We start from the raw sequence: 20,816 nt of genomic DNA, 5'->3' as shown, positions 1-20,816 counted from the left end.
CTCACACATCGCTTCTCATTCGTGAAAAAAGCCAAAGTCAAGGCACGCTTGACTTTGACTTTTTGTCATCTTACTTATTATGTTTACAGTTGAATTACTTGTCTTCTTTTACTTCTTCAAACTCAGCGTCAACTACATTGTCTTTCTTCGCGCCAGCGTCTTGTGCACCTTGCGCACCTTCTGCTTGACCAGCAGCTGCTTGAGCTTGCTCGTATAATTTAACAGTTAATTGTTGTACGATTTCTTGTAAAGCATCTTTTTTCGCACGAATTTCTTCAAGCTCGTTTTTCTCAATTGCAGCTTGTAATGCTTCTTTCGCTTCTGTTGCTTTTGCAACTTCAGCTGCATCTACTTTACCTTCTAAATCTTTTACAACTTTGTCTGTTTGGAATACAAGTTGGTCAGCTTCGTTACGAAGTTCAACTTCTTCCTTACGTTTTTGGTCAGCGTCAGCATTTGCTTCCGCTTCTTGTACCATACGTTCTACTTCTTCATCAGAAAGACCTGAAGAAGATTGGATTGTAATAGCTTGCTCTTTGCTTGTTCCTAAGTCTTTCGCACGTACGTTAACGATACCGTTCGCATCAATATCGAATGTTACTTCGATTTGTGGAATACCACGTGGTGCTGGTGGAAGGTCAGTTAATTGGAAACGACCTAACGTTTTGTTGTCAGCTGACATTGGACGCTCACCTTGTAATACGTGAATGTCTACTGCTGGTTGATTATCAGCAGCTGTCGAGAATACTTGTGACTTACTTGTTGGAATTGTAGTGTTACGCTCAATTAATTTCGTGAACACGCCACCCATAGTTTCAATACCTAAAGAAAGTGGAGTTACGTCTAATAATAGAACGCCTTCTACATCTCCAGTAAGTACGCCACCTTGAACTGCAGCACCTAATGCTACAACTTCATCAGGGTTTACACCTTTATATGGCTCTTTACCAGTTTCACGTTTAATAGCTTCTTGTACAGCTGGGATACGAGTAGATCCACCAACAAGAATAACTTTATCTAATTCGCTTGGAGCAAAACCAGCGTCTTTTAATGCACGACGAGTTGGCTCTAATGTTCTTTCAACAAGACCTGCTGAAAGCTCTTCGAATTTCGCTCTTGTTAACGTTAATTCTAAGTGTAATGGACCAGCAGCTCCAGCACTAATGAATGGTAATGAAATTTGAGTTTGTGTTACACCAGAAAGATCTTTTTTCGCTTTTTCAGCTGCATCTTTCAAGCGTTGAAGCGCCATTTTATCTTGGCTTAAATCAATGTTATTTTCTTTTTTGAACTCAGCTACTAAGTGATCGATGATAACTTGGTCAAAGTCATCGCCACCAAGACGGTTGTCACCAGCAGTTGAAATAACTTCGAATGTGCCGTCTGCTAACTCAAGGATAGATACGTCAAATGTACCGCCACCTAAGTCATATACTAAGATTTTTTGTTCTTCGTCTTGTTTTTCTAAACCGTAAGCAAGTGCTGCTGCTGTTGGCTCGTTAATGATACGCTCAACTTCTAAACCAGCGATACGACCAGCATCTTTCGTTGCTTGACGCTCTGCATCGTTGAAGTATGCAGGTACTGTAATAACAGCTTTCGTTACTGTTTCACCTAAGTATGCTTCAGCAGAAGCTTTTAAGTTTTGTAAAATGATGGCAGAAATTTCTTGAGGTGTATAATCTTTACCTTCAACTTCTACTTTGTAGTCTGTACCCATATGACGTTTAACAGACATGATTGTATTTGGGTTTGTAATTGCTTGGCGCTTTGCAACTTCCCCAACTTGACGTTCTTCATTTTTGAAAGCTACAACAGAAGGTGTTGTACGGTTCCCTTCTGGATTTGGGATAACCTTTGGTTCTCCACCTTCCATAACAGCTACACAAGAGTTTGTTGTACCTAAGTCAATACCGATAATTTTACTCATGGCGAATCCTCCTAGTTTTATGTAAATTATTGATTTACTTTTACCATTGATGGGCGAATCACACGGTCTTTTAATTTATAACCTTTTTGGAATTCTTCCACAACCGCGTTTGATTCAAATTCACTATCTTCCACTTGCATAATAGCTTGGTGTTCATTAGGATCAAACTGTTTACCAACAGCTTCAATCACTTCCACACCTTCTTTAGTCAGCGCTTCTAACAATTGACGATGCACCATTTCCATACCTTGTAACAAGGATTTCGTTTGCTCATCAGTCGCTTCCACTTGCATTGCTCTTTCAAAATTATCAAGAGCTGGCAAGATGTCTGAAACTAGACTTTGTGCTCTATATTTTTCAGCAGCCTGTTTATCCATTTGGACACGGCGCTTATAATTTTCAAAATCAGCTTGTAGACGTAATGTGCGACCTTCCGTTTCCGTTAGTTTCGCTTGTAACTCATCTACTTTTTCTTGTAAAAGAGCAGCCTCACTTTTTTCTTCTACAGTTTCTTCACTGTTTTCTGGCGTGACAGCTTCTTCAACTTGCGCTTCTTTTACTTCTTCTACCACTTGTTCGTTACGCTCTTCCACAATATTCACCTCCTTAAAAGGTATTAGGTATCATGCATAGCATGATTACCTAAGCATTATATATTACACACAGCAATGAAAATTTCATCACTTGAGCGAATGTATTACTCTCATTTACTTTTTAAGCCCATCAGTAAATTGTCTCGTAAATAACTGTAACAAACTAATTACACGAGAGTATTGCATTCTCGTAGGACCTAAAATAGCAATTGTTCCAAGTTGCTCTTCGCCGATCGAATATGTTGCAGAAATTAAACTACAATCCTCCATAGCCGTCGAAGAGTTTTCCCTACCAATTTTCACTTGAATCCCGACTTGTTTATGACGCAAAATGTCATAAAATTCGGCTTCATTATCAATCATGGTAAGTAAAGATCTAACCTTTTGAATGTCATGGAACTCTGGCTGCGAAAGCATATTTGCTTTTCCTCCAAAGTATATCTTTTCCGATAACGGAACTTGAAATGTACCATCCAACATTTTTATTGCACTATCGTAATTATGAACATACCCACGTAAAACTGTAACAATTTCCTTAAAGATTTTATTATGAAGTTCTTCCATCGGTACGCCAGATAGCTTTTCATTTAAAATATTAACCATTTTTTCTAAATCTGATAAATCAACAGATTCCGGAACGGTAATCGTTTTACTTTGTACATGCCCTGTATCGGTTACAATAATAGCGACTGCAGTTTGACGATCAAGCGGCACAATTTGTACATTTTTAAGTTTATTTGTACTTAACTTCGGTCCAAGAACAATTGCCGTATAATTCGTAAGTTCTGATAAAATTTGAGCAGATTGCTGTGCAATTTTTTCCGCTTCAAAAATTCTTTCAGCAAATAAATCTTTAATTTGTACAATTTCAGCGTTCGGTAAGTTTTGCGGCGCTAAAAGATGGTCTACATAAAATCGGTAGCCTTTCTCAGAAGGAACACGTCCAGAAGAACTGTGCGTTTTTTCAATAAAGCCTAATTCTTCTAAGTCCGCCATTTCATTTCGAATAGTAGCTGAACTAAATGTGATTTCATCTTTTTTAGCCAACGTTCTAGACCCAACGGGCTGCGCTGATCCAATAAAGTCATCAATAATTGTTTGTAAAATTAAGAGCTGACGTTCCGTAAGCATCTCATCATCACCTCTGTTAGCACTCTTTGTCTTTGAGTGCTAAATCTATTAATAACTTACCAAAATTGACATTCAATTGTCAACGGAAACGTCACGAAATAATGAAACTTTTTCACGCCTATAGAACATTTAATTAGTCAATCAAAAATGATTGGAATACTTCATTCCCTAATAATTTTCCTTTTCGCGTTAAACGCACATGTCCATCTTCCTCTTCAAGCAATCCCTGCTCTTGGTTGCTTTGTAACTGCTTCGCGAAAACTTGATCCATCTCTACATTAAATTTATTGCGGAACGCCGTTTTAGAAACACCTTTTGTTTTTCGAAGCCCTAAGAACAGCTCTTCTTCCATTCTTTCTTTCTCCGTCACTTTGTGAACATCTAAATACGGAAATCCTGTTTCATCAATTTTATTAAAATATTGCTTCAGGGGACCAACATTTTGAATACGTTCTCCGTTCACATAACTATGAGCTCCAGCTCCAAATCCATAATACTCTTCATTATTCCAGTATGTGAGATTATGTCTACTTTTATTGTCACCTTTTGAGAAATTACTAATTTCATACTGGTTATAACCGTGTTTCTCCATTTCATCCATTACTATTTCATACATTTTCGCTTCATGGTCTTCACCCGGAAGACGTAATTTCCCTTTGTTCATTAAGTTATAAAACACTGTTTTTGGCTCCACAATTAATGAATATGCCGAGAAATGTTGTACACCAAGCGTAAAAGCAATATCTAATGTTTCTTTTACATCTTCTATCGTCTGTCCTGGCAAAGCATAAATAATATCTACATTAATATTTTTAAAGCCTACTTCCTGTGCCTCTCGAATCGCGAGGAATGCATCTTCCCTCGTATGCTTGCGCCCGATCTTCTCAAGAAGTTCATCACGGAACGTTTGCACACCAAAACTAATTCGATTTACTCCACCTTCTAGCAGTACATTTAGCTTCTCTTTCGGTAGATCTCCTGGATTCGCTTCAAATGTTAATTCACAATTCGGGGCGAACGGACGCAAATGACGATTAATAATCTCGAGTAATTTTTTTGTCTGTTCCATATTTAACGCTGTCGGAGTTCCCCCACCCACAAAAATCGTTTTCATACTATCAAATGGAACTTTTTGAACCGTATTTATTATTTCCTTCTCTAAATAATCTAAATATTGATCAACCGGTTGGCGTTCAATAAACACTTTATTAAAATCACAATAGTGACAAATGTGCTGACAAAACGGAATATGAATGTATGCAGCTTGTACCAAATATAACTCCTACCTTTCTAAAAAGAAAACCTCCGCACTCCGGAGGGTTCTCTACTTCTCTAACGTATTACGAATTTGTTCCATTCGCATTTTTCCCCAATCATACATCATTTCAACGATCGGTAAAAGTGACATGCCTAGTTCCGTCATATAATACTCAACGCGAGGAGGAATTTCGGGATATACTGTCCGATCAACAATCCCATCTTCCATTAACTCTTTTAATTGGTTCGACAAAACTTTATGAGAAATGCTTGGGAATAACCGTTGTAATTCACTGAAACGATGCGGCCCTTCCACACCAAGATGCCACAGTATCACAACTTTCCACTTTCCACTAATAATAGAAAGCGTCAATTCCTTTTCACAATTAAAATTACCATTTTGTATTTTATCTTGAATATCTTTTCGAATATTTTCGGACATTAACAATCTCCTAACTCTATATGAACTAAAAAGCTCTCTCATTATTGTAAATGAGAGCTGCTCAGATGTCTAAAAAGTAATTATACAGAAAAAAGAAGCCGCACAAACGACTTCTTTTTTATTTCAAATATTAGTTGTCATCCATTTTCAGTACAGCCATGAATGCCTCTTGCGGTACTTCTACAGAGCCAACAGACTTCATACGTTTTTTACCTTCTTTTTGCTTATCAAGAAGTTTACGCTTACGAGAAATGTCACCGCCGTAACATTTTGCAAGTACGTTTTTACGCATCGCTTTAATTGTAGAACGTGCTACAACTTTATTTCCGATAGTCGCCTGAATTGGCACTTCGAACTGTTGTCTCGGAATTAATTCTTTTAATTTCTCTACGATTACTTTACCACGGTCATACGCTGAATCACGGTGTACGATAAATGATAAAGCATCCACTTGTTCATTATTTAAAAGAATATCCATTTTCACAAGTTTAGATGGTTTATAGCCAATTAACTCGTAGTCAAATGATGCATACCCTTTCGTATTTGATTTCAATTGATCAAAGAAGTCATATACGATTTCTGATAACGGGATTTCATATGTTAATGTAACACGCGTTTCATCTAAATATTGCATATCAATAAACGTTCCACGTTTACCTTGGCAAATCTCCATTACAGCTCCAACATAGTCATTCGGAACCATAATTGAAGCCTTCACAAACGGCTCTTCTACACGATCGATAGACTGTGGATCTGGCATATTAGATGGGTTATCAACAATAACATCTTCACCGTTAGTTAAATAAACTTTATAAATAACGCTTGGCGCTGTTGTAATTAAGTCAATCTTAAATTCACGTTCAATACGTTCTTGAATGATTTCCATGTGAAGAAGTCCTAAGAAACCACAACGGAAACCAAATCCTAGCGCTTGAGATGTTTCTGGTTCAAACTCAAGGGCAGAATCGTTTAACTCTAATTTTTCTAATGCATCACGTAAATCGTTATAACGAGCAGAGTCAATTGGATACAGACCACAGAATACCATCGGGTTTAACTTACGGTAACCTGCTAACGGCTCTGCAGCTGGACGTTTCGCATGTGTAATCGTATCACCAACGCGTGTGTCACCAACATTTTTAATCGATGCTGCTAAGAAACCTACATCACCTACCGTTAACTCGTCACGTTGCGTAGTTTTCGGTGTAAATACACCTACTTCTGTTACTTCAAATTCTTTACCCGTTGCCATCATACGTACTTTATCGCCAACTTTTACTGTTCCATTTACAACACGGATATAAGCAATTACACCGCGGTATGGATCATATAAAGAGTCGAAAATCATACATTGTAACGGCTCTTCTGAATCACCCGCCGGAGCTGGTACTTTTTCAACAATTTGTTCTAAAATTTCTTCAATACCAATTCCAGCTTTCGCAGAAGCAAGTACCGCTTCTGATGCATCTAAACCAATTACATCTTCTACCTCTTGACGTACACGTTCTGGATCCGCACTCGGTAAGTCGATTTTATTAATAACTGGTAAAATTTCTAAATTATTATCAAGCGCTAAGTATACGTTTGCTAACGTTTGCGCTTCAATACCTTGCGCTGCATCTACTACAAGAATCGCGCCTTCACAAGCCGCTAAACTACGAGATACTTCGTACGTAAAGTCGACGTGTCCTGGTGTATCAATTAAATGAAGAATATACTCTTCACCATCTTTTGCTTTATAGTTTAATTGTACTGCGTTTAATTTGATTGTAATACCACGCTCACGCTCTAAATCCATAGAGTCAAGCAACTGAGCTTTCATTTCACGTTGTGTTAACGCGTTTGTTTTCTCTAAAATACGGTCTGCTAACGTTGATTTTCCGTGGTCAATATGAGCAATAATAGAGAAATTACGGATTTTGGACTGTCTTTTTGCTCTTTCTTCTTTATTCATCTATGTTCTCAACTCCTAATAGTCTCGCCAATATACACTAGCACTGATTATATCAATAGAGCAACAAAGATTCAATGAAAACTCGTGCTGCTTACGATACAAATCATTCTATCTATATCTTATGCGAATAAACCATAAGAGACAAACCCTTTTCAAATTTTAAAACGGCTGTCTTACAAACCAGTAAAACAACCGCCTCCCATGTTACTCTTAGCTAAAAATTCCTTTTATTTTCCCAACAACGATATCCGTTCCGAACTTCGTCATTTCATAAGCTACACTTGCTACTGCCATCCCAATTCCTTCTACAACATTAAAACTTCTTAAACGTTCTAACTGTTGTTGTTTTTCTGAGGCCGAAAACGAGCTACCCAAAATTTCTGATTCAGCACCTGTACTTTCTGTCCCTGTCATATGAGCTATTTGTTCATATGACAATTGCTGATAACCTTTCATACTTTTCAAACCATGATTAGCAAGTGCCACTCCTGCTATCATCATAAGTAAACATAAAGCCACACTACATATACACAAAAGCGTAAAGCGACTCAAACGATAATCATCTGTTCCCCTCAATGTGTATATGCTCCCGTATTATCTTGATCAATTTGATGATGCAGCGCCGCATTTAAACCACTCGCTATTACATTCGCCATATCCTCAATAAAAGTATCTACTTCTTTTGGGGTTACCATTAAATTATGACCAAGAGGAGATAGCACTTCATAAATCAGCCTTCTTTTTTCTTCTTCTTCCAACGTACCAACAGCACCTAAAAACATATTTCTGCTCTTTTCATCCGGCATATCTTCTTCTGTTAATTTTTTCTTTTCTCCAAATGAAAATCCCGCTGGTAACAAAGATCGTGAAGGTTTATTTCCTTCTTTCATCTCTCGGCCGAAATGTTTCAAAATAAAATCAATCGTATCACTTGTAATCGAAACAGCATCGACCACAGTCGGAACACCAATTGCGATAACAGGGATACCCAATGTGTCTTTACTTAGTTCTTTACGTTTATTCCCAACCCCCGATCCAGGATGGATTCCAGTATCAGAAATTTGTATCGTGCTATTTACTCGTTCAATAGAACGGGCAGCTAATGCATCAATTGCAATTACAAAGTCCGGGTTCGTCTTCTCAATAATCCCATAAATAACATCGCTCGTTTCGATCCCTGTAATTCCCATTACCCCCGGCCGAATTGCACTAACAGGCCTAAACCCTTCTTCTACACTTTCAGGCTGTAATTGAAACAAATGTCTCGTTACTAATACATTTTCTACAACTATCGGTCCAAGAGCATCTGGTGTTACATTCCAATTCCCAAGACCTACAATTAAACAGCTTGCTTCTTTTGTAACTCCAACCTCTTCTAAGAAACAAGAAAATTCTTTTGCAAAAATACGCTCCACTTTTTGTTGAAGTTCTGTATCTTGCTGACGTATCCCTTGTACTTCAAGCGTTAAATAATTTCCAGGCTTTTTACCCATCGCTTCAGAGGCAGCTTCATCAATTGTTACTTTTGTAATTATAGTCCCCTCTTCTTCTCTCTCTTTTACAATAACTCCCTGTATCCCTTTTTGTTCTTCTTGGCTTTCTTGCAACATTTGATGAGCTTCTACAGCAAGGTCAGTTCTAATGCTATATTTACTTAAATCTAATGGTTCTTTCATCGTATCTCCTCCGTAATTCATAGTAAATATCGTTAGATTTCCCAAAGTTATATAAGGTCATTCTTTCCTTTACGTGAAATTTCATGGATATACTATTGCAATTCTCTTCACCGTTTGATAGAATATCACTTGTTCTATGTAAGAATCGAGTCATTCGATTGCACCAGGGAGGTGAAAAGTATGGCAAACATCAAATCTGCTATCAAACGCGCTAAACTTAGCGAAGAGCGTCGTGCACATAACGCTTCTATCAAGTCTGACATGCGTTCTGCTGTTAAAACTGTAGAAGCTTTAGTTACTAATAACGATCTTGAAAATGCTAAAGAAGCTTTCAAAACTGCTTCTAAAAAACTTGACAAAGCAGCTCGTAAAGGTCTTATCCACCAAAACGCTGCAGCTCGTCAAAAATCTCGCTTAGCGAAACAAGTAAACGCGTAAGGCGTTTAAAAAACGATCCATTTGGATCGTTTTTTTATATACAAAAAAGTTCATGTACTTAGTACATGAACTTTTTTGTGTCATCACATATGATTTAATCGCATTAAGAAAAACTCGAGCACAAGTTTCTTATCCATCTTTCCCGTCTTCATACTATAATCAGCTTCCGCTAATTCTATAATCACTTTTTTTAATTCTTCAAAAGAGAAAAACTTCGTTTGATTCATTGCCAACTTCACGCGATACGGATGTACACCAATATGAGACGCAATTTGATTTTGTCCATAACCACGTTGCTGTAGCTCTTTCACTTGATACAACAAGCGGAATTGACTCACTAATAACGCAAGCAATTTAATCGGCTCTTCCTGCTGCGTAAATAATCCATCCAAAATTTGCATTGCACCTGCAATATCTTTTTTCACCACTTTTTCTGTCAAAGCGAATACATTTTGCTCAACGGATTTTGGCACAAGCTCTGCAACAAGTTTCGTCGTAATCTCTCCACCCATACCAACGTATAACGTTAACTTGTCCATTTCCTTCGCCAACATTGTTACATTACTTCCCACAAGCTCTAGCAACAAACTAACAGCCGCGTTATCAATATGCACATGCACTTCATCTGCACGAGCAACAATCCATTTCTGAACATCCTGTATTTGCATCGCATTTGCTTCTACTACATCTGCTGTTTTCTTTAATAGTTTTGTAATTTTTTTTCGCTCATCAAGTTTTTCGTAAGGCGCAACAAAAACAAGAATAGAAAATGGAGAAGGTTCACCAATGTATTCTTCTAAAATTTTTATATTTTGCTCTAACTTTTCTTTTTGCGAAGTCAAAAATAACGGTGATTTTATTAACAGTACTTTCCGTTCTCCGAAGAAAGGAAGCGTACGCGCATCCTCAACCACATCTTCTAAATACGCTTCTTCTAAATCGTATGTCACAACATTAAACTCTCGATCTTCTTCTTCAAGTGCTTCTGTCGTAATAAGCTTTATCGTTTCATTTATAAAAAAAGCTTCCGTTCCATATAGTAAATATAACGGAGCAAACTGTTTCTTTTTAATTTTTTTATGTATATCACTCATACTTTTTCCTACTCCCTAACTTGGCAATATATATTTATACTAATGCCCTAGCTTTTGTTTTACAAGTACAAAGGAACAGGCTTTATAACCCGTCCCTTTATTTATATTAAACGCCACGCAATAAGCCCCGGGTTTCTTATTGGTGTGCGGTAATCACCTTCCCTTTATTATTCGCAATAAAAATTTGAGTATAAGTGCCAACTGTTAACATGCTTGGAAACGAAAAACTCACATTACTTCATGATTTAAAAGTAGCAAAAAAGCTCGTTTTCTCTTCATATGGAAATTGTAGATTTTTTTCTGACAATATTTTATACTAAAGTGGAATGTTGGGGAGGGATTCTAAATGAATGATTTTGAACAAAACGTTCAAAGTAAACGCAATGACGCTATTGATTCAGGGGTAGGATTTATCGTCTCATTTGGTTTTTTCGCAACACTTTTCATCATTGCAACTGTTATTAAATTTATCGGTTCTTAAAGACTGCCACTTCATGGCAGTCTTCTCTTTTTCATCTATTATGTGTTTTATCATATGTGATTTTACTTTTAAAGGTTCCATTTTCCCCTTTAAAAACATAGGAAATAGCACCTTGCTTGTCCGTGCGCCATATCGCACTCCCCATCTTCTCAAAACGCTCTATCACTTCTTTATGTGGGTGTCCATACCTATTCTGCTTACCAACAGATATAATCGCTACACGAGGCTGCATGACGTTCAAAAAAGGCTCTATAGATGACGTATTACTCCCATGATGAGCAACTTTTAAAACATCCACTTGTAAATCTGGATATGCCTCTACTAAAATCTTTTCCCCTTCTTCTTCCAAATCGCCTGTAAATAGCCACTTCAACCCTCCAAATTTTGCCCATATTACAATTGAAGCGTTATTTTCGCTTTTTTCTTTTCCTTTTGGAGCTAAAACGAAAAATTCCGCTTCATTTACACTCCAACTCGCCCCTTCCCCCACTTCAGTTATTTTCATTTCCTTTTCTAATGCCTGTTTCTTGACTACTTTTTCTAATACTGCATCTTGTCCCTTTCGGCCAAATACCACTTCTTTTACAGGTATATATGATAATAATTCTTGCGCAGCACCTATATGATCTGCATCTCCATGCGTTACGATTAATTTATCAATTGTTTTAATACCTTCTTTTTGTAAAAAGGGTATTAAAACATCATTTCCAACAGAAAATTCATGCTTTTTTTGTTGCCATTCTTCCTTATTCACACGAAGCGTTCCACCTGTATCAATAAGATAAATCCCTTTATCATACGGAAGGCGAATTAATATTGCATCACCTTGTCCAACATCAATAAATGTTACACTTCCGCTTCCTCTAAAATATGGATATATATAATGACATGTGCTAATAAAAAGAAATACACTCGCAACTATACAAACTATTTTTTTCGGCGCTCTCCGTTCCCAAACCATCAATATGCTGACAATACTCGCGCAATATACAGCTACAAGATTGAGGGGCGTTTCCCCGAAGATAAGCTGGGTAAATGGTAAACTTTCACAATAACTTAGAAAATCATTAGACATACTCAAGCCTATTGATAATACATCGGCAAATCCTTTTGCGAGAAACGGGACAATTGGCATACACAGTAAAATAATAATGCTACATGGTAATACAATGATAGATAAAAACGGAACGTATAAGAGATTGAGGAGAATGCTATATGGAGAAAAATAACCAAAGTGATATAACAAAATCGGAGTACTAACGAGCTGTGAAATGATAGAAATATAAATAGAATTCCGGATTACTCCGTTGCTACTCCCTAACAATAACGGAGCAGACAAAAGTAAAGCGAAGCTACCTACAAAAGAAAACTGAAATCCAATATTAAAAACAAGATAAGGGTCATATATAAGCATGCATATAGCTGTTACACTTAAAGCATCTAAACTAGACAAACGAATCGAGCACATAAAAGCAATCAACATCAAAACTCCTGTTATAGAAGCTCTTATAACAGAGGGTGACGCCCCTGCTAAAACCATATACAAAGGAATACAAACGATAAGGCAAATTGTTGCTACCTCCCTTGTCACACCGCTTCTTAGCAAAATAAAATATACTATCACCATCAACAATACAATGTGCGAACCTGAAATTGCTAACAAATGTACAAGACCAAATTGTTGATATTGCTCTTCCACTTCAAACGTCATTTGTTGTCTATCACCAAATAGTAATGCATTCATAAAAGCACCTGATTGCTCTGGAAACATTTCTGTAACTTTCGAGATTGCTTGTTGCCTCAAAAGAAGAATCCATTGCGTGAGCGACAGTGATGTTTTATAGCATTCAGAAATATATGTAGCCTCAAATGTGAAATGAATATGTTGTTTGTATAAATAATCACGGTAATTAAAACCATGAAAATTCCGAGCTGTTTCCGGTTCTTTCCTCTCCCCCTCGAATACACATGATATCCCTGCGTATAATTGTTGCATTTTTTTCTTTTCCAAGACTGATTTGATTCTATAACTTAACTGCACTATATTTTTATTCTGATCTTCAAATTGAAAAGATAGGCGATCCCCATTAACAAGCGGTGTATTTTGTATAACCCCTCTTGTAACTCCATAGGACTCCCCTAGAGGCTTATTCCACGTTTGAACATAGGAAGTGTATATAGCGCTACTAAAGCACGCTACAATACAAAAAATGAAGGTTTTACGCGAAGTGCGATATAAACAGAAGAAAACATTTAAAAAGAGGCAAAAAACTATCAATAAAAGTGACGATGAAAAGGCAATTGCAACCCCTATTATAAACGAGATTGCAACATACCCCCATTGTTCCTGCAACTTATACTCACTCCTTATAGCATCATTTTTGCTTTCGTGAATACATGCTGTAATTCTTCCATTGATAAATTATCTTTTTCTAAAGACGCAAATAATTCTTTCAACTCTGTATAACGTTTTTGATCCTCTAATGCAGCAATATCATATTCTAGCGGAACGTGTTTCACTGTTACATTCGCTTGTTCAAATAACTCTATGGCGTATGGATGATTTTTATAATCCTGCGCATAATAAACCGCTGTAATACCACTTTGAATAATTGCCTTACAACATTGTAAACAAGGGAAATGCGTAACGTAAATTTCTGCTTCCTCTGTTTTCGCACCAAACTTGGCACATTGTAATAAAGCATTCATTTCGGCATGAATTGTCCGAACACAATGATTATCGATTACGTAACAACCATCATCTATACAATGTACGCCACCTTTAATTGAACCATTATATCCACCAGCAATAATTCGTTTATCGCGAACGATTGTCGCTCCTACCGCAAGCCTTGTACATGTACTACGCAAAGATAGTAGATGGCTTTGCGTCATAAAATATTGATCCCATGAAATTCGTTCCATATTTTTCACCTACTTTTTTGTCTACTTGTAGTGTAGCGAAAGAAGAAAAACTTCGTCAATCTTTTACGGAATAATAATTTGATCTTTTATCTTTTCAAGAGACTTCGCACCAATTCCATCAATCTCTAATAAATCTTCTATTTTCTGAAACGGACCATGTTCTTCTCGATATTTCAAAATACTTTCTGCCTTTCGAGAGCCAATCCCTGTAATTTTTTCTAGTTGTTCTTTCGCCGCTGTATTTATTCGAATCTTGCCATCTTCCTTAGAAGAAGTAAGCACCCCTTGTTCTGATTCATTTTTACTCGGTATATAAAGAAGCATTTGATCTTGTACAATTTGTGCTAAATTCACTTTTTTCATATCTACTTCTGATAAAAAACCACCAGCCTTTTGAACCGCATCCTTTACGCGATCTCCTTCCTTCATTTCATATACCCCTTCTTTACTAACCGCTCCTTTCACATCAATTATAATTGTTCTTTTCTGTTCCTTTGTATCCGATATTTTCGGTTTACCCTTTTTTTCGATTTCCTTCTCTTGTACATTCATTGTAATAGGCGTTCGTTCTACACTCTGATTCGTTTTCCAAAAAACAAGAAAAAGTAAAGTTCCAATAATAGCTACTAAACCTAACCACTTTTTCGGAAAATCCCACATCATTTTACACCTCTAATCATAAATTTATAACATCATTCATATTGTTTAGGAGAAAGCTGTTACGAAGGAGGGATGAAACTTTGAACATAGGAATTATAGGGACAGGAAACATGGGGAATATACTAATCGATGCATTTTTAGAAACCCGTGCTGTCAAACCTTCGTGCCTTACAATCATTAATCGGACGCCTGCAAAAGCATATCATATAAAAGAAAAATACCCTTCTGTTCATATAGCAAAAACAATCCCGGAAGTAATCGAACAATCACAACTTATTTTTATTTGTGTCAAGCCGATAGATATATACCCTATCCTAAAAAAATACGCTGAACATTTTTCTGATGAAACGTGCTTAGTTTCTATTACAAGTCCAATATCTCCATCACAATTAGAGACTCTCGTACCTTGCCACGTCGCGCGTATCATTCCAAGTATCACAAATCGCGCGCTCTCTGGCGCCTCACTATTTACATTTGGAGATAATTGCTCTGAAGAATGGCAACAAAAACTACTTCGTCTATTCAAAAACATTTCTACACCTCTTGTAATAGAAGAAGATATAACGCGCGTTTCATCTGATATAGCAAGTTGCGGTCCTGCTTTCTTTAGTTATTTACTACAATGCTTCATTAACGCTGCTGTAGATAAAACAAATATTACACACGAAGAGGCTACTACTTTAGTAAGTGAAATGGTCGTGGGGATGGGGAAATTACTTGAAAAAGAAATCTTCACATTACCTACCTTACAAGAAAAGGTTTGCGTGAAAGGCGGCGTTACTGGGGAAGGCATTCGGGTTTTAGAAGAGCACGTTGGAGATATGTTCCATAAGTTAATCGAGCGAACACATGAAAAATTTGATGAAGATTTAGAATGCGTTGATCAGCAATTCAATAAACACACATAATAAATACGTCATTTTCATTCCAAATCCTTTTTATAAATACTTACTTTTTTTACAATACATTTTCACTTCAACTACTATTCCCGCACTTTACTCATATAATCTTCAGATTATGCTAGAACTAAAAATACATCTTCTTTATAAAACAAAAGCAACCTTCTCGGTTGCTTTTGTTTTTATCCGTTTTTCTTCGCCATGAAGAAAATACGCTCTGTTTGTTCTGTAACTTCAAGTCGCTCAAAATCACCTGTTACACGAAGCACTGTAAAACCTGCTTCTTCAAGCCATTTCGTTAACTCTTCCACTTGATATGCACGTTGCACGTGACATTCGTCAAACCGATGGTACACATCTTCTTCTGGATCTTGAACAAAGAATGTTAAATCATGCTCTACACTATTTGATTCTTCACCAGGGAAGCAATTCCAAATAAGAGATATTTCTTCTCCATTCACTGTATACGTTTCATTTTGAAATACATGATGTATTTTATATAAAGAATGTACATCAAATAAAAACAAACCATCTTGACGTAAATGGTGAAATACTCTTCTAAATGTTTCTTGTACTCCATCTTCTTGCAATACATAATTTAATGAATCACAAAAGATGGTTACACAATCAAACTCACCTGGAACATCAAGCTCTCGCATGTCTTGTTGATAAAAAGGAATAAAGTATCCCTCTCCTCCTAGTTTTTGCTGAGCGACTGTTAACATTTCTTCTGAAAGATCGACACCTATTAAATCGTAACCCTTTTGCACAAGCGGCAGGGTTACATTACCCGTACCGCATGCTACATCAAGAATTTTTGCCTCTTTCATATCTGCCTGCTGCAGGCTTTCCTCTGTAAATTCCACCCATTTATCATAAGGGACATCATTCATTAGTTCGTCGTACAACAATGCAAATTGTTCGTATTTCATTGGCCTAACTCTTCTGTAATATCTTCACGTGGCACATCGCCCCATAGACGCTCTAAATTATAGTGATTACGCTCATCTTTATGGAATACATGAGCAACTACATCTCCAAGATCAACTAATACCCAACGTGCTTCGTCAAACCCTTCCATACGTTGTACGTCGATTTGGAACTCATGTGCTTTTGATTTAATTTCACGTGCAATTGCTTGCACTTGTTTGTCTGAATTTCCGTGACAAATAATGAAATAATCTGCAATTGGTGAAATACCTTGCATATTTAGGACAACCATATCTTCTGCTCTCTTATCATCAGCTGCTTTTGCCGCTAATACTAATAAATCTTTATCGTTCATTTACTCATTTCCTCCTTGATAACTGCATTGTATGTTTGGAATGTTAATGGATAAATCGTCTGATTTTTTTCCATTAAAAATTGAATTGTTCTCTTTAACGCAAATAATAAAGCTTGATTTATATCCGTATATGCGAGTTTACGAGCCTCTTCCACTCCTGGAAACTTTCGCCCAGGTTCAATGTAATCAGCTACATAAATCACTTTATCTAACATCGTCATATTCTCATGACCACTTGTATGATATGTAATAGCTTGCAAAATTTCAGAATCCGTAATGCCTACTTCTTTTTCTACTAAGTATGCCCCAACAGGTGCATGCCATAACTCTTTGTTATAGCAAAGTAAGTCTTTCGGCAAATCTTCACGTTTAATAATTTCTTCCATCTCTGAAATTGCTCTACATTTCGCATAATCATGGAATATAGCTGCCATCTCTGCTTTTTTCTCGTCCACACCGTATAACTTAGCAAGCTCAATCGCTGTCTCCATTACACCAATTGTGTGTATATAACGTTTTTCATGCATTTGTTGTTTGACAATATGCAGTGCATTCTCACGATTCATACAACCCATTCCTCTCGATATATACCTGTACTTTTTCAGGAAGTAAATATTTACACGTTTTCTTCTCCTTATATCTCTCACGTAATAAGGATGAAGAAACTGCAAATTCCGGAATTTCCACTGTAGTAATCTTATATGGTGTATGCAATGTATACCCAGGTCTTGCAACTCCAACAAACGTTACAAGATTAAGTAAAGCTTCAATGTTATACCACTTCGGTAAATACTCAACCATATCCCCACCAATAATAAAGTGAAACTGCACATCCGGATACTTCTTCGTCAATTGTAACATAGTGTCATACGTATAAGATGGGCCCTTCCTACTTAGCTCTTCTAAACAAATAGAAAAGTGCTCTTCTGCCTCAGTCGCGAGCTCTAACATATGTAAACGACTTTCTACACTTGTAATATTCCGCCCTTGTTTATGTGGCGGAATCTGGTTTGGCAAGAACCATACTTCTTCCAAGTTCAAAGCGTGATATACTTCATTTGCAATTAGCAAATGTCCATAGTGAGGCGGATCAAATGTACCGCCAATGATGCCAATTTTTCTCAAAAGAAACGCCCCTTCCTTTTACATACAGCAACTCTCCTCGGTTAGGAATGAAGAGAGTTGCTATTAATAAAAGTTCAATTGGTTTCGCTCTCTACATCATTACGCATAAACGATAAAAATAGCGCATGCTAGTCTTTTTATCGAGGAAGCTTAATTTGTTTATTTTCTCTTGATTCTTTGTATAAAACGATTGTGCTTCCAATTACTTGAACGATTTCAGCACGTGCACCTTTTGCAAGTTCTTCCGCAACCTCACGGCGATCAAATTCACAGTTTTGTAATACACTTACTTTAAATAACTCACGAGCTTCTAAAGTATCTGCGATTTGTTTAATCATATTTTCATTTACTCCGCCTTTTCCTACTTGAAAAATTGGTGTTAAATGATGTGCTTGTGCACGTAAAAATCTTTTTTGTTTTCCTGTTAACATATATGTTAGCCTCCAAGCTTTTCTATAACTAATTGTTTCATTCTCTCGATATTTGGCGTGCGTCCTGTCCACATTTCAAATGCAAGTGCTCCTTGATAAACAAACATATCAATACCATTTTGAATGATTGCACCTTGCTCTTTTGCCTCACATAAAATTTTCGTTTCAAATGGATTATAAATTATATCTGATACAATCGTTCCTTTTTTTAACGAACAAATTTGTAATGGCGTATGTTCTACGTGTGGATGCATACCTATCGTTGTCGTCTGAATGATAATATCATAATTTCCTTGTTCTTCTGTCGCTTTTTCTAACGACAAAGCAACAGAATTAACATCGGCCGTACGTGCAGCAATAAGTTCCTTCGCCTTATCTACTGTACGATTGGCTACATCAATCTCTTTTACACCTACATCAGCAAGAGAAAAATAAATAGCTCGGCTGGCACCACCTGAACCAAGTAACAAAATACGTTTCCCTTGAAGTGGTTCATTACTAATTGACTGCAGCGCTCGAACAAAACCAATCCCGTCTGTGTTATAGCCAATTAATCTTCCATCCTTATGAACCACTGTATTTACTGCACCGATTTTCCTTGCCAATGGGTCAATCTCATCCAAATACTCCATAATAGCAACCTTGTGCGGAGTTGTTACATTAAATCCTGAAATACCTAATGCTTTTAAACCTCTTACTGCTTCCCCTAGCAATTCCTCTTCAACAAGGAACGCATGATAATGGGCATCCATATTCAAGTGTTCAAATGCATCGTTATGCATAACGGGTGATAATGAATGTCCAATTGGATTTCCGATTACACCATATAATTGTTTCATAAATCCCTCTCCATATTAAATTAAAGATTTACGTAGTGAAACACTTACTCCTTTTGGTACGTGTGCAACAATTTTTGCTCCTGGTTCGTTCACAGTAACCCATCCTAATCCAGAGAATACAACATCCGTTTTAGGTTCACGAATATTAAATTCGTATTTCACTAGCTCAGGCATATTTGCTAATTCTTCTGGCGTTGGTGGGCTTAGTAAATCCCCGGCATGATTTTTATATAATTCATCTGCTTTCTCAAGCTTTGTACGATGGATTGTTAAGCGATTCGAGAAGTGACAAGTAAATGCACGACGACCACCACTTACATAATCAAAACGTGCCAATCCACTAAAGAATAACGTTTGTTCTTCATTTAATTGGAATACCATCGGCTTAATTTCTTTTGTTGGTGTAATAAGCTTTAAGCTTTGCTTTCCAACATAATGAGCCATTTGGTGGTGGTTAATAATACCTGGCGTATCATATAAAGAAGACTCTTCGTCCAATGGAATATCAATTAAATCAAGTGTTGTTCCTGGGAAATGAGATGTTGTAATTACATTTTCAGTCTCATCACTAAATTCTTTAATCATACGATTAATAAATGTCGATTTCCCTACATTCGTACATCCAACAACATAAACATCTTTGCCGCCGCGATAATACTCAATAGCATCTGCTAGTTCAGCGATTCCTTGTCCCTTCGCTGCACTAATTAAAAAGACATCTTCTGGTTTTAATCCTAGCTGCTTTGCACTATAGCGCATCCAATGTTTTACTTTATCATGTTTTACTGACTTTGGAATTAAATCAGCTTTATTTCCAACAAGTAATACTTTATTATTCCCTACGAAACGATGTAAGCCAGGTAACCAGCTACCATTAAAATCAAAAATATCTACAATTTTGACTACTAATGCATCTGATTTTCCAATTCCATTTAAAATGCGTAGGAAGTCATCATCTGTTAACGATACATCTTGAATTTCATTGTAATGCTTCAAGCGAAAACAACGTTGACAAATAACTTGTTCTTTCTCTAAAGATGAGGCAGGAGCATACCCCACTTCGTTTTTATTTTCTGTTTGAATTTCTACACCGCAACCAATACATTTAATTGTTTCAGTCAAACTTTATTCCTCCCAGTTAATTAAACCTTTTTTCTTCATATTTTTCATAATTCTTCGTTCAATTTTTCGATTAAAGCGCGTTACTAATCCGTCCGTTTGTGCTACCGGTACAACTAAAATTGTATGAAGGCCTACTCGGTTGCCACCAAGCACGTCCGTCAGTAACTGATCTCCAATTACTACAACTTCATCTGGCTGCAAACGCATCTCTTGTATCGCACGCTTAAATGCGCGAACAAATGGTTTACGTGCACTATGAATAAATGGAATACCTAATGGATCAGCAAAATCTTTTACACGTTGCTCATTATTATTTGAAACGACCGTTACTTGAATGCCTTGCTCTTTCATTTCCAAGAACCATTTTTCAAGTTGCGGTGTTGCATTGGGACGATCCCATTCAATTAAAGTGTTATCTAAGTCAGTAATAACGCCTTTAATCCCACGTTTTTTTAAATCTTCTGGTTGAACATGATATACATTTTTCACATATTCATTTGGTAAAAATAGTTTCAATTTCTTTCACCTCTTTGA

At 36.8% G+C, this 20,816-nt stretch carries 23 protein-coding genes; 3 read left to right on the top strand and 20 right to left on the bottom strand.

Translation table 11 applies throughout. The annotated features are described in order from the left end of the window. Nucleotides 1–94: 94 nt before the first annotated feature. The 8 genes from dnaK to gpr all read right to left on the bottom strand — a co-directional run bounded on the left by dnaK (nucleotide 95) and on the right by gpr (nucleotide 8,983). Entirely contained in the window at nucleotides 95–1,930 is a 1,836-nt protein-coding gene (dnaK, locus tag ACTFP3_RS12680; protein WP_000034700.1) for a chaperone protein DnaK, read from the bottom strand. A 26-nt stretch (nucleotides 1,931–1,956) separates the two neighbouring features. Then, on the bottom strand, nucleotides 1,957–2,523 hold the full coding sequence (gene grpE, locus ACTFP3_RS12675; protein ID WP_000392711.1) for a nucleotide exchange factor GrpE: 567 nt from the start codon (nucleotides 2,521–2,523) through the stop codon (nucleotides 1,957–1,959). A gap of 114 nt (nucleotides 2,524–2,637) precedes the next feature. Further along, on the bottom strand, nucleotides 2,638–3,654 hold the full coding sequence (gene hrcA, locus ACTFP3_RS12670) for a heat-inducible transcriptional repressor HrcA (RefSeq protein WP_000954941.1): 1,017 nt from the start codon (nucleotides 3,652–3,654) through the stop codon (nucleotides 2,638–2,640). Between the two features lie 133 nt (nucleotides 3,655–3,787). Then, nucleotides 3,788–4,927 (bottom strand): radical SAM family heme chaperone HemW, encoded by a 1,140-nt coding sequence (gene hemW, locus ACTFP3_RS12665; protein WP_000249433.1) that lies wholly within the window; start codon nucleotides 4,925–4,927, stop codon nucleotides 3,788–3,790. A gap of 51 nt (nucleotides 4,928–4,978) precedes the next feature. After that, nucleotides 4,979–5,353 carry a winged helix-turn-helix transcriptional regulator gene (locus ACTFP3_RS12660; RefSeq protein WP_001293539.1) on the bottom strand — a complete coding sequence of 125 codons (375 nt, stop codon included), beginning with the start codon at nucleotides 5,351–5,353 and terminating at the stop codon, nucleotides 4,979–4,981. A 130-nt stretch (nucleotides 5,354–5,483) separates the two neighbouring features. After that, the gene (lepA, locus tag ACTFP3_RS12655; protein ID WP_001030949.1) at nucleotides 5,484–7,307 is read right to left on the bottom strand and encodes an elongation factor 4; all 1,824 of its coding nucleotides are present in this window, start codon (nucleotides 7,305–7,307) and stop codon (nucleotides 5,484–5,486) included. 210 nt (nucleotides 7,308–7,517) lie between these two features. Next, nucleotides 7,518–7,883 carry a YqxA family protein gene (locus ACTFP3_RS12650; protein ID WP_001215037.1) on the bottom strand — a complete coding sequence of 122 codons (366 nt, stop codon included), beginning with the start codon at nucleotides 7,881–7,883 and terminating at the stop codon, nucleotides 7,518–7,520. After that, nucleotides 7,880–8,983, bottom strand: coding sequence for a GPR endopeptidase (gene gpr, locus ACTFP3_RS12645; protein WP_000662616.1), 1,104 nt, complete (start codon nucleotides 8,981–8,983; stop codon nucleotides 7,880–7,882). The genes ACTFP3_RS12650 and gpr overlap by 4 nt, the downstream gene beginning before the upstream one ends. 180 nt (nucleotides 8,984–9,163) lie before the next feature. Between gpr and rpsT the strand changes: the two genes are divergently transcribed. Then, a complete protein-coding gene (rpsT, locus tag ACTFP3_RS12640) occupies nucleotides 9,164–9,421 on the top strand; it encodes a 30S ribosomal protein S20 (protein ID WP_001274011.1) in 258 nt (85 codons plus the stop codon). Between the two features lie 83 nt (nucleotides 9,422–9,504). Here the strand turns inward: rpsT and holA are convergent, their stop codons facing one another. Then, the gene (holA, locus tag ACTFP3_RS12635) at nucleotides 9,505–10,515 is read right to left on the bottom strand and encodes a DNA polymerase III subunit delta (RefSeq protein ID WP_001279916.1); all 1,011 of its coding nucleotides are present in this window, start codon (nucleotides 10,513–10,515) and stop codon (nucleotides 9,505–9,507) included. Nucleotides 10,516–10,861: 346 nt separating this feature from the next. On the opposite strand from holA, the gene ACTFP3_RS12630 reads away from it, so the two are divergent. Then, entirely contained in the window at nucleotides 10,862–10,996 is a 135-nt protein-coding gene (locus tag ACTFP3_RS12630; RefSeq protein ID WP_000997609.1) for a YqzM family protein, read from the top strand. 31 nt (nucleotides 10,997–11,027) lie between these two features. Here ACTFP3_RS12630 and ACTFP3_RS12625 read toward each other — a convergent pair whose 3' ends face one another. From ACTFP3_RS12625 to ACTFP3_RS12615, 3 genes are all read right to left on the bottom strand, one after another. Beyond that, entirely contained in the window at nucleotides 11,028–13,349 is a 2,322-nt protein-coding gene (locus ACTFP3_RS12625) for a DNA internalization-related competence protein ComEC/Rec2 (RefSeq protein WP_440010667.1), read from the bottom strand. Between the two features lie 14 nt (nucleotides 13,350–13,363). Further along, on the bottom strand, nucleotides 13,364–13,921 hold the full coding sequence (locus ACTFP3_RS12620; RefSeq protein ID WP_000439769.1) for a ComE operon protein 2: 558 nt from the start codon (nucleotides 13,919–13,921) through the stop codon (nucleotides 13,364–13,366). 63 nt (nucleotides 13,922–13,984) lie between these two features. Further along, nucleotides 13,985–14,584, bottom strand: coding sequence for a helix-hairpin-helix domain-containing protein (locus ACTFP3_RS12615; protein WP_000989937.1), 600 nt, complete (start codon nucleotides 14,582–14,584; stop codon nucleotides 13,985–13,987). A 77-nt stretch (nucleotides 14,585–14,661) separates the two neighbouring features. Here ACTFP3_RS12615 and comER point away from each other — a divergent pair, with 77 nt between their 5' ends. Beyond that, nucleotides 14,662–15,489: a late competence protein ComER gene (gene comER / locus ACTFP3_RS12610; protein WP_001020554.1), complete on the top strand. Its 828-nt coding sequence runs from the start codon at nucleotides 14,662–14,664 to the stop codon at nucleotides 15,487–15,489. A 173-nt stretch (nucleotides 15,490–15,662) separates the two neighbouring features. On the opposite strand, the gene ACTFP3_RS12605 is transcribed toward comER, so the two are convergent. The 8 genes from ACTFP3_RS12605 to ACTFP3_RS12570 form a co-directional block, all read right to left on the bottom strand. Continuing rightward, nucleotides 15,663–16,412 (bottom strand): class I SAM-dependent methyltransferase, encoded by a 750-nt coding sequence (locus ACTFP3_RS12605; protein WP_000873069.1) that lies wholly within the window; start codon nucleotides 16,410–16,412, stop codon nucleotides 15,663–15,665. Then, nucleotides 16,409–16,765, bottom strand: coding sequence for a ribosome silencing factor (gene rsfS / locus ACTFP3_RS12600; RefSeq protein ID WP_000998173.1), 357 nt, complete (start codon nucleotides 16,763–16,765; stop codon nucleotides 16,409–16,411). The genes ACTFP3_RS12605 and rsfS overlap by 4 nt, the downstream gene beginning before the upstream one ends. Beyond that, on the bottom strand, nucleotides 16,762–17,331 hold the full coding sequence (gene yqeK / locus ACTFP3_RS12595; RefSeq protein ID WP_001078478.1) for a bis(5'-nucleosyl)-tetraphosphatase (symmetrical) YqeK: 570 nt from the start codon (nucleotides 17,329–17,331) through the stop codon (nucleotides 16,762–16,764). The genes rsfS and yqeK overlap by 4 nt, the downstream gene beginning before the upstream one ends. Continuing rightward, entirely contained in the window at nucleotides 17,321–17,890 is a 570-nt protein-coding gene (gene nadD / locus ACTFP3_RS12590) for a nicotinate-nucleotide adenylyltransferase (protein ID WP_001226048.1), read from the bottom strand. The genes yqeK and nadD overlap by 11 nt, the downstream gene beginning before the upstream one ends. A gap of 137 nt (nucleotides 17,891–18,027) precedes the next feature. Further along, nucleotides 18,028–18,321 (bottom strand): ribosome assembly RNA-binding protein YhbY, encoded by a 294-nt coding sequence (gene yhbY, locus ACTFP3_RS12585; protein WP_000955224.1) that lies wholly within the window; start codon nucleotides 18,319–18,321, stop codon nucleotides 18,028–18,030. Between the two features lie 5 nt (nucleotides 18,322–18,326). Continuing rightward, the gene (aroE, locus tag ACTFP3_RS12580) at nucleotides 18,327–19,160 is read right to left on the bottom strand and encodes a shikimate dehydrogenase (protein ID WP_000812076.1); all 834 of its coding nucleotides are present in this window, start codon (nucleotides 19,158–19,160) and stop codon (nucleotides 18,327–18,329) included. Between the two features lie 15 nt (nucleotides 19,161–19,175). Further along, complete coding sequence (gene yqeH, locus ACTFP3_RS12575) at nucleotides 19,176–20,282, bottom strand: ribosome biogenesis GTPase YqeH (RefSeq protein WP_000140799.1); 1,107 nt, start codon at nucleotides 20,280–20,282, stop codon at nucleotides 19,176–19,178. A gap of 3 nt (nucleotides 20,283–20,285) precedes the next feature. Then, nucleotides 20,286–20,798, bottom strand: coding sequence for a YqeG family HAD IIIA-type phosphatase (locus tag ACTFP3_RS12570; protein ID WP_000765314.1), 513 nt, complete (start codon nucleotides 20,796–20,798; stop codon nucleotides 20,286–20,288). Between the last annotated feature and the right edge of the window lie 18 nt (nucleotides 20,799–20,816).

Origin of the sequence: Bacillus cereus group sp. MYBK5-2 (assembly GCF_051915685.1) — a bacterium.
In the GTDB taxonomy this organism is placed as follows: domain Bacteria; phylum Bacillota; class Bacilli; order Bacillales; family Bacillaceae_G; genus Bacillus_A; species Bacillus_A cereus.
This window is presented reverse-complemented; position numbering and strand designations above follow the sequence as displayed.

What these genes read in the sequence shown, in the direction of transcription:
- ACTFP3_RS12620 (WP_000439769.1), bottom strand. Translation starts at nt 13,921, where the DNA reads ATGGAACGAATTTCATGGGATCAATATTTTATGACGCAAAGCCATCTA.
- ACTFP3_RS12605 (WP_000873069.1), bottom strand. Translation starts at nt 16,412, where the DNA reads ATGAAATACGAACAATTTGCATTGTTGTACGACGAACTAATGAATGAT.
- yhbY (WP_000955224.1), bottom strand. Translation starts at nt 18,321, where the DNA reads ATGTTAACAGGAAAACAAAAAAGATTTTTACGTGCACAAGCACATCAT.
- dnaK (WP_000034700.1), bottom strand. Translation starts at nt 1,930, where the DNA reads ATGAGTAAAATTATCGGTATTGACTTAGGTACAACAAACTCTTGTGTA.
- yqeK (WP_001078478.1), bottom strand. Translation starts at nt 17,331, where the DNA reads ATGAATCGTGAGAATGCACTGCATATTGTCAAACAACAAATGCATGAA.
- gpr (WP_000662616.1), bottom strand. Translation starts at nt 8,983, where the DNA reads ATGAAAGAACCATTAGATTTAAGTAAATATAGCATTAGAACTGACCTT.
- aroE (WP_000812076.1), bottom strand. Translation starts at nt 19,160, where the DNA reads ATGAAACAATTATATGGTGTAATCGGAAATCCAATTGGACATTCATTA.
- lepA (WP_001030949.1), bottom strand. Translation starts at nt 7,307, where the DNA reads ATGAATAAAGAAGAAAGAGCAAAAAGACAGTCCAAAATCCGTAATTTC.
- rsfS (WP_000998173.1), bottom strand. Translation starts at nt 16,765, where the DNA reads ATGAACGATAAAGATTTATTAGTATTAGCGGCAAAAGCAGCTGATGAT.
- hrcA (WP_000954941.1), bottom strand. Translation starts at nt 3,654, where the DNA reads ATGCTTACGGAACGTCAGCTCTTAATTTTACAAACAATTATTGATGAC.
- holA (WP_001279916.1), bottom strand. Translation starts at nt 10,515, where the DNA reads ATGAGTGATATACATAAAAAAATTAAAAAGAAACAGTTTGCTCCGTTA.
- rpsT (WP_001274011.1), top strand. Translation starts at nt 9,164, where the DNA reads ATGGCAAACATCAAATCTGCTATCAAACGCGCTAAACTTAGCGAAGAG.
- ACTFP3_RS12630 (WP_000997609.1), top strand. Translation starts at nt 10,862, where the DNA reads ATGAATGATTTTGAACAAAACGTTCAAAGTAAACGCAATGACGCTATT.
- ACTFP3_RS12615 (WP_000989937.1), bottom strand. Translation starts at nt 14,584, where the DNA reads ATGATGTGGGATTTTCCGAAAAAGTGGTTAGGTTTAGTAGCTATTATT.
- ACTFP3_RS12660 (WP_001293539.1), bottom strand. Translation starts at nt 5,353, where the DNA reads ATGTCCGAAAATATTCGAAAAGATATTCAAGATAAAATACAAAATGGT.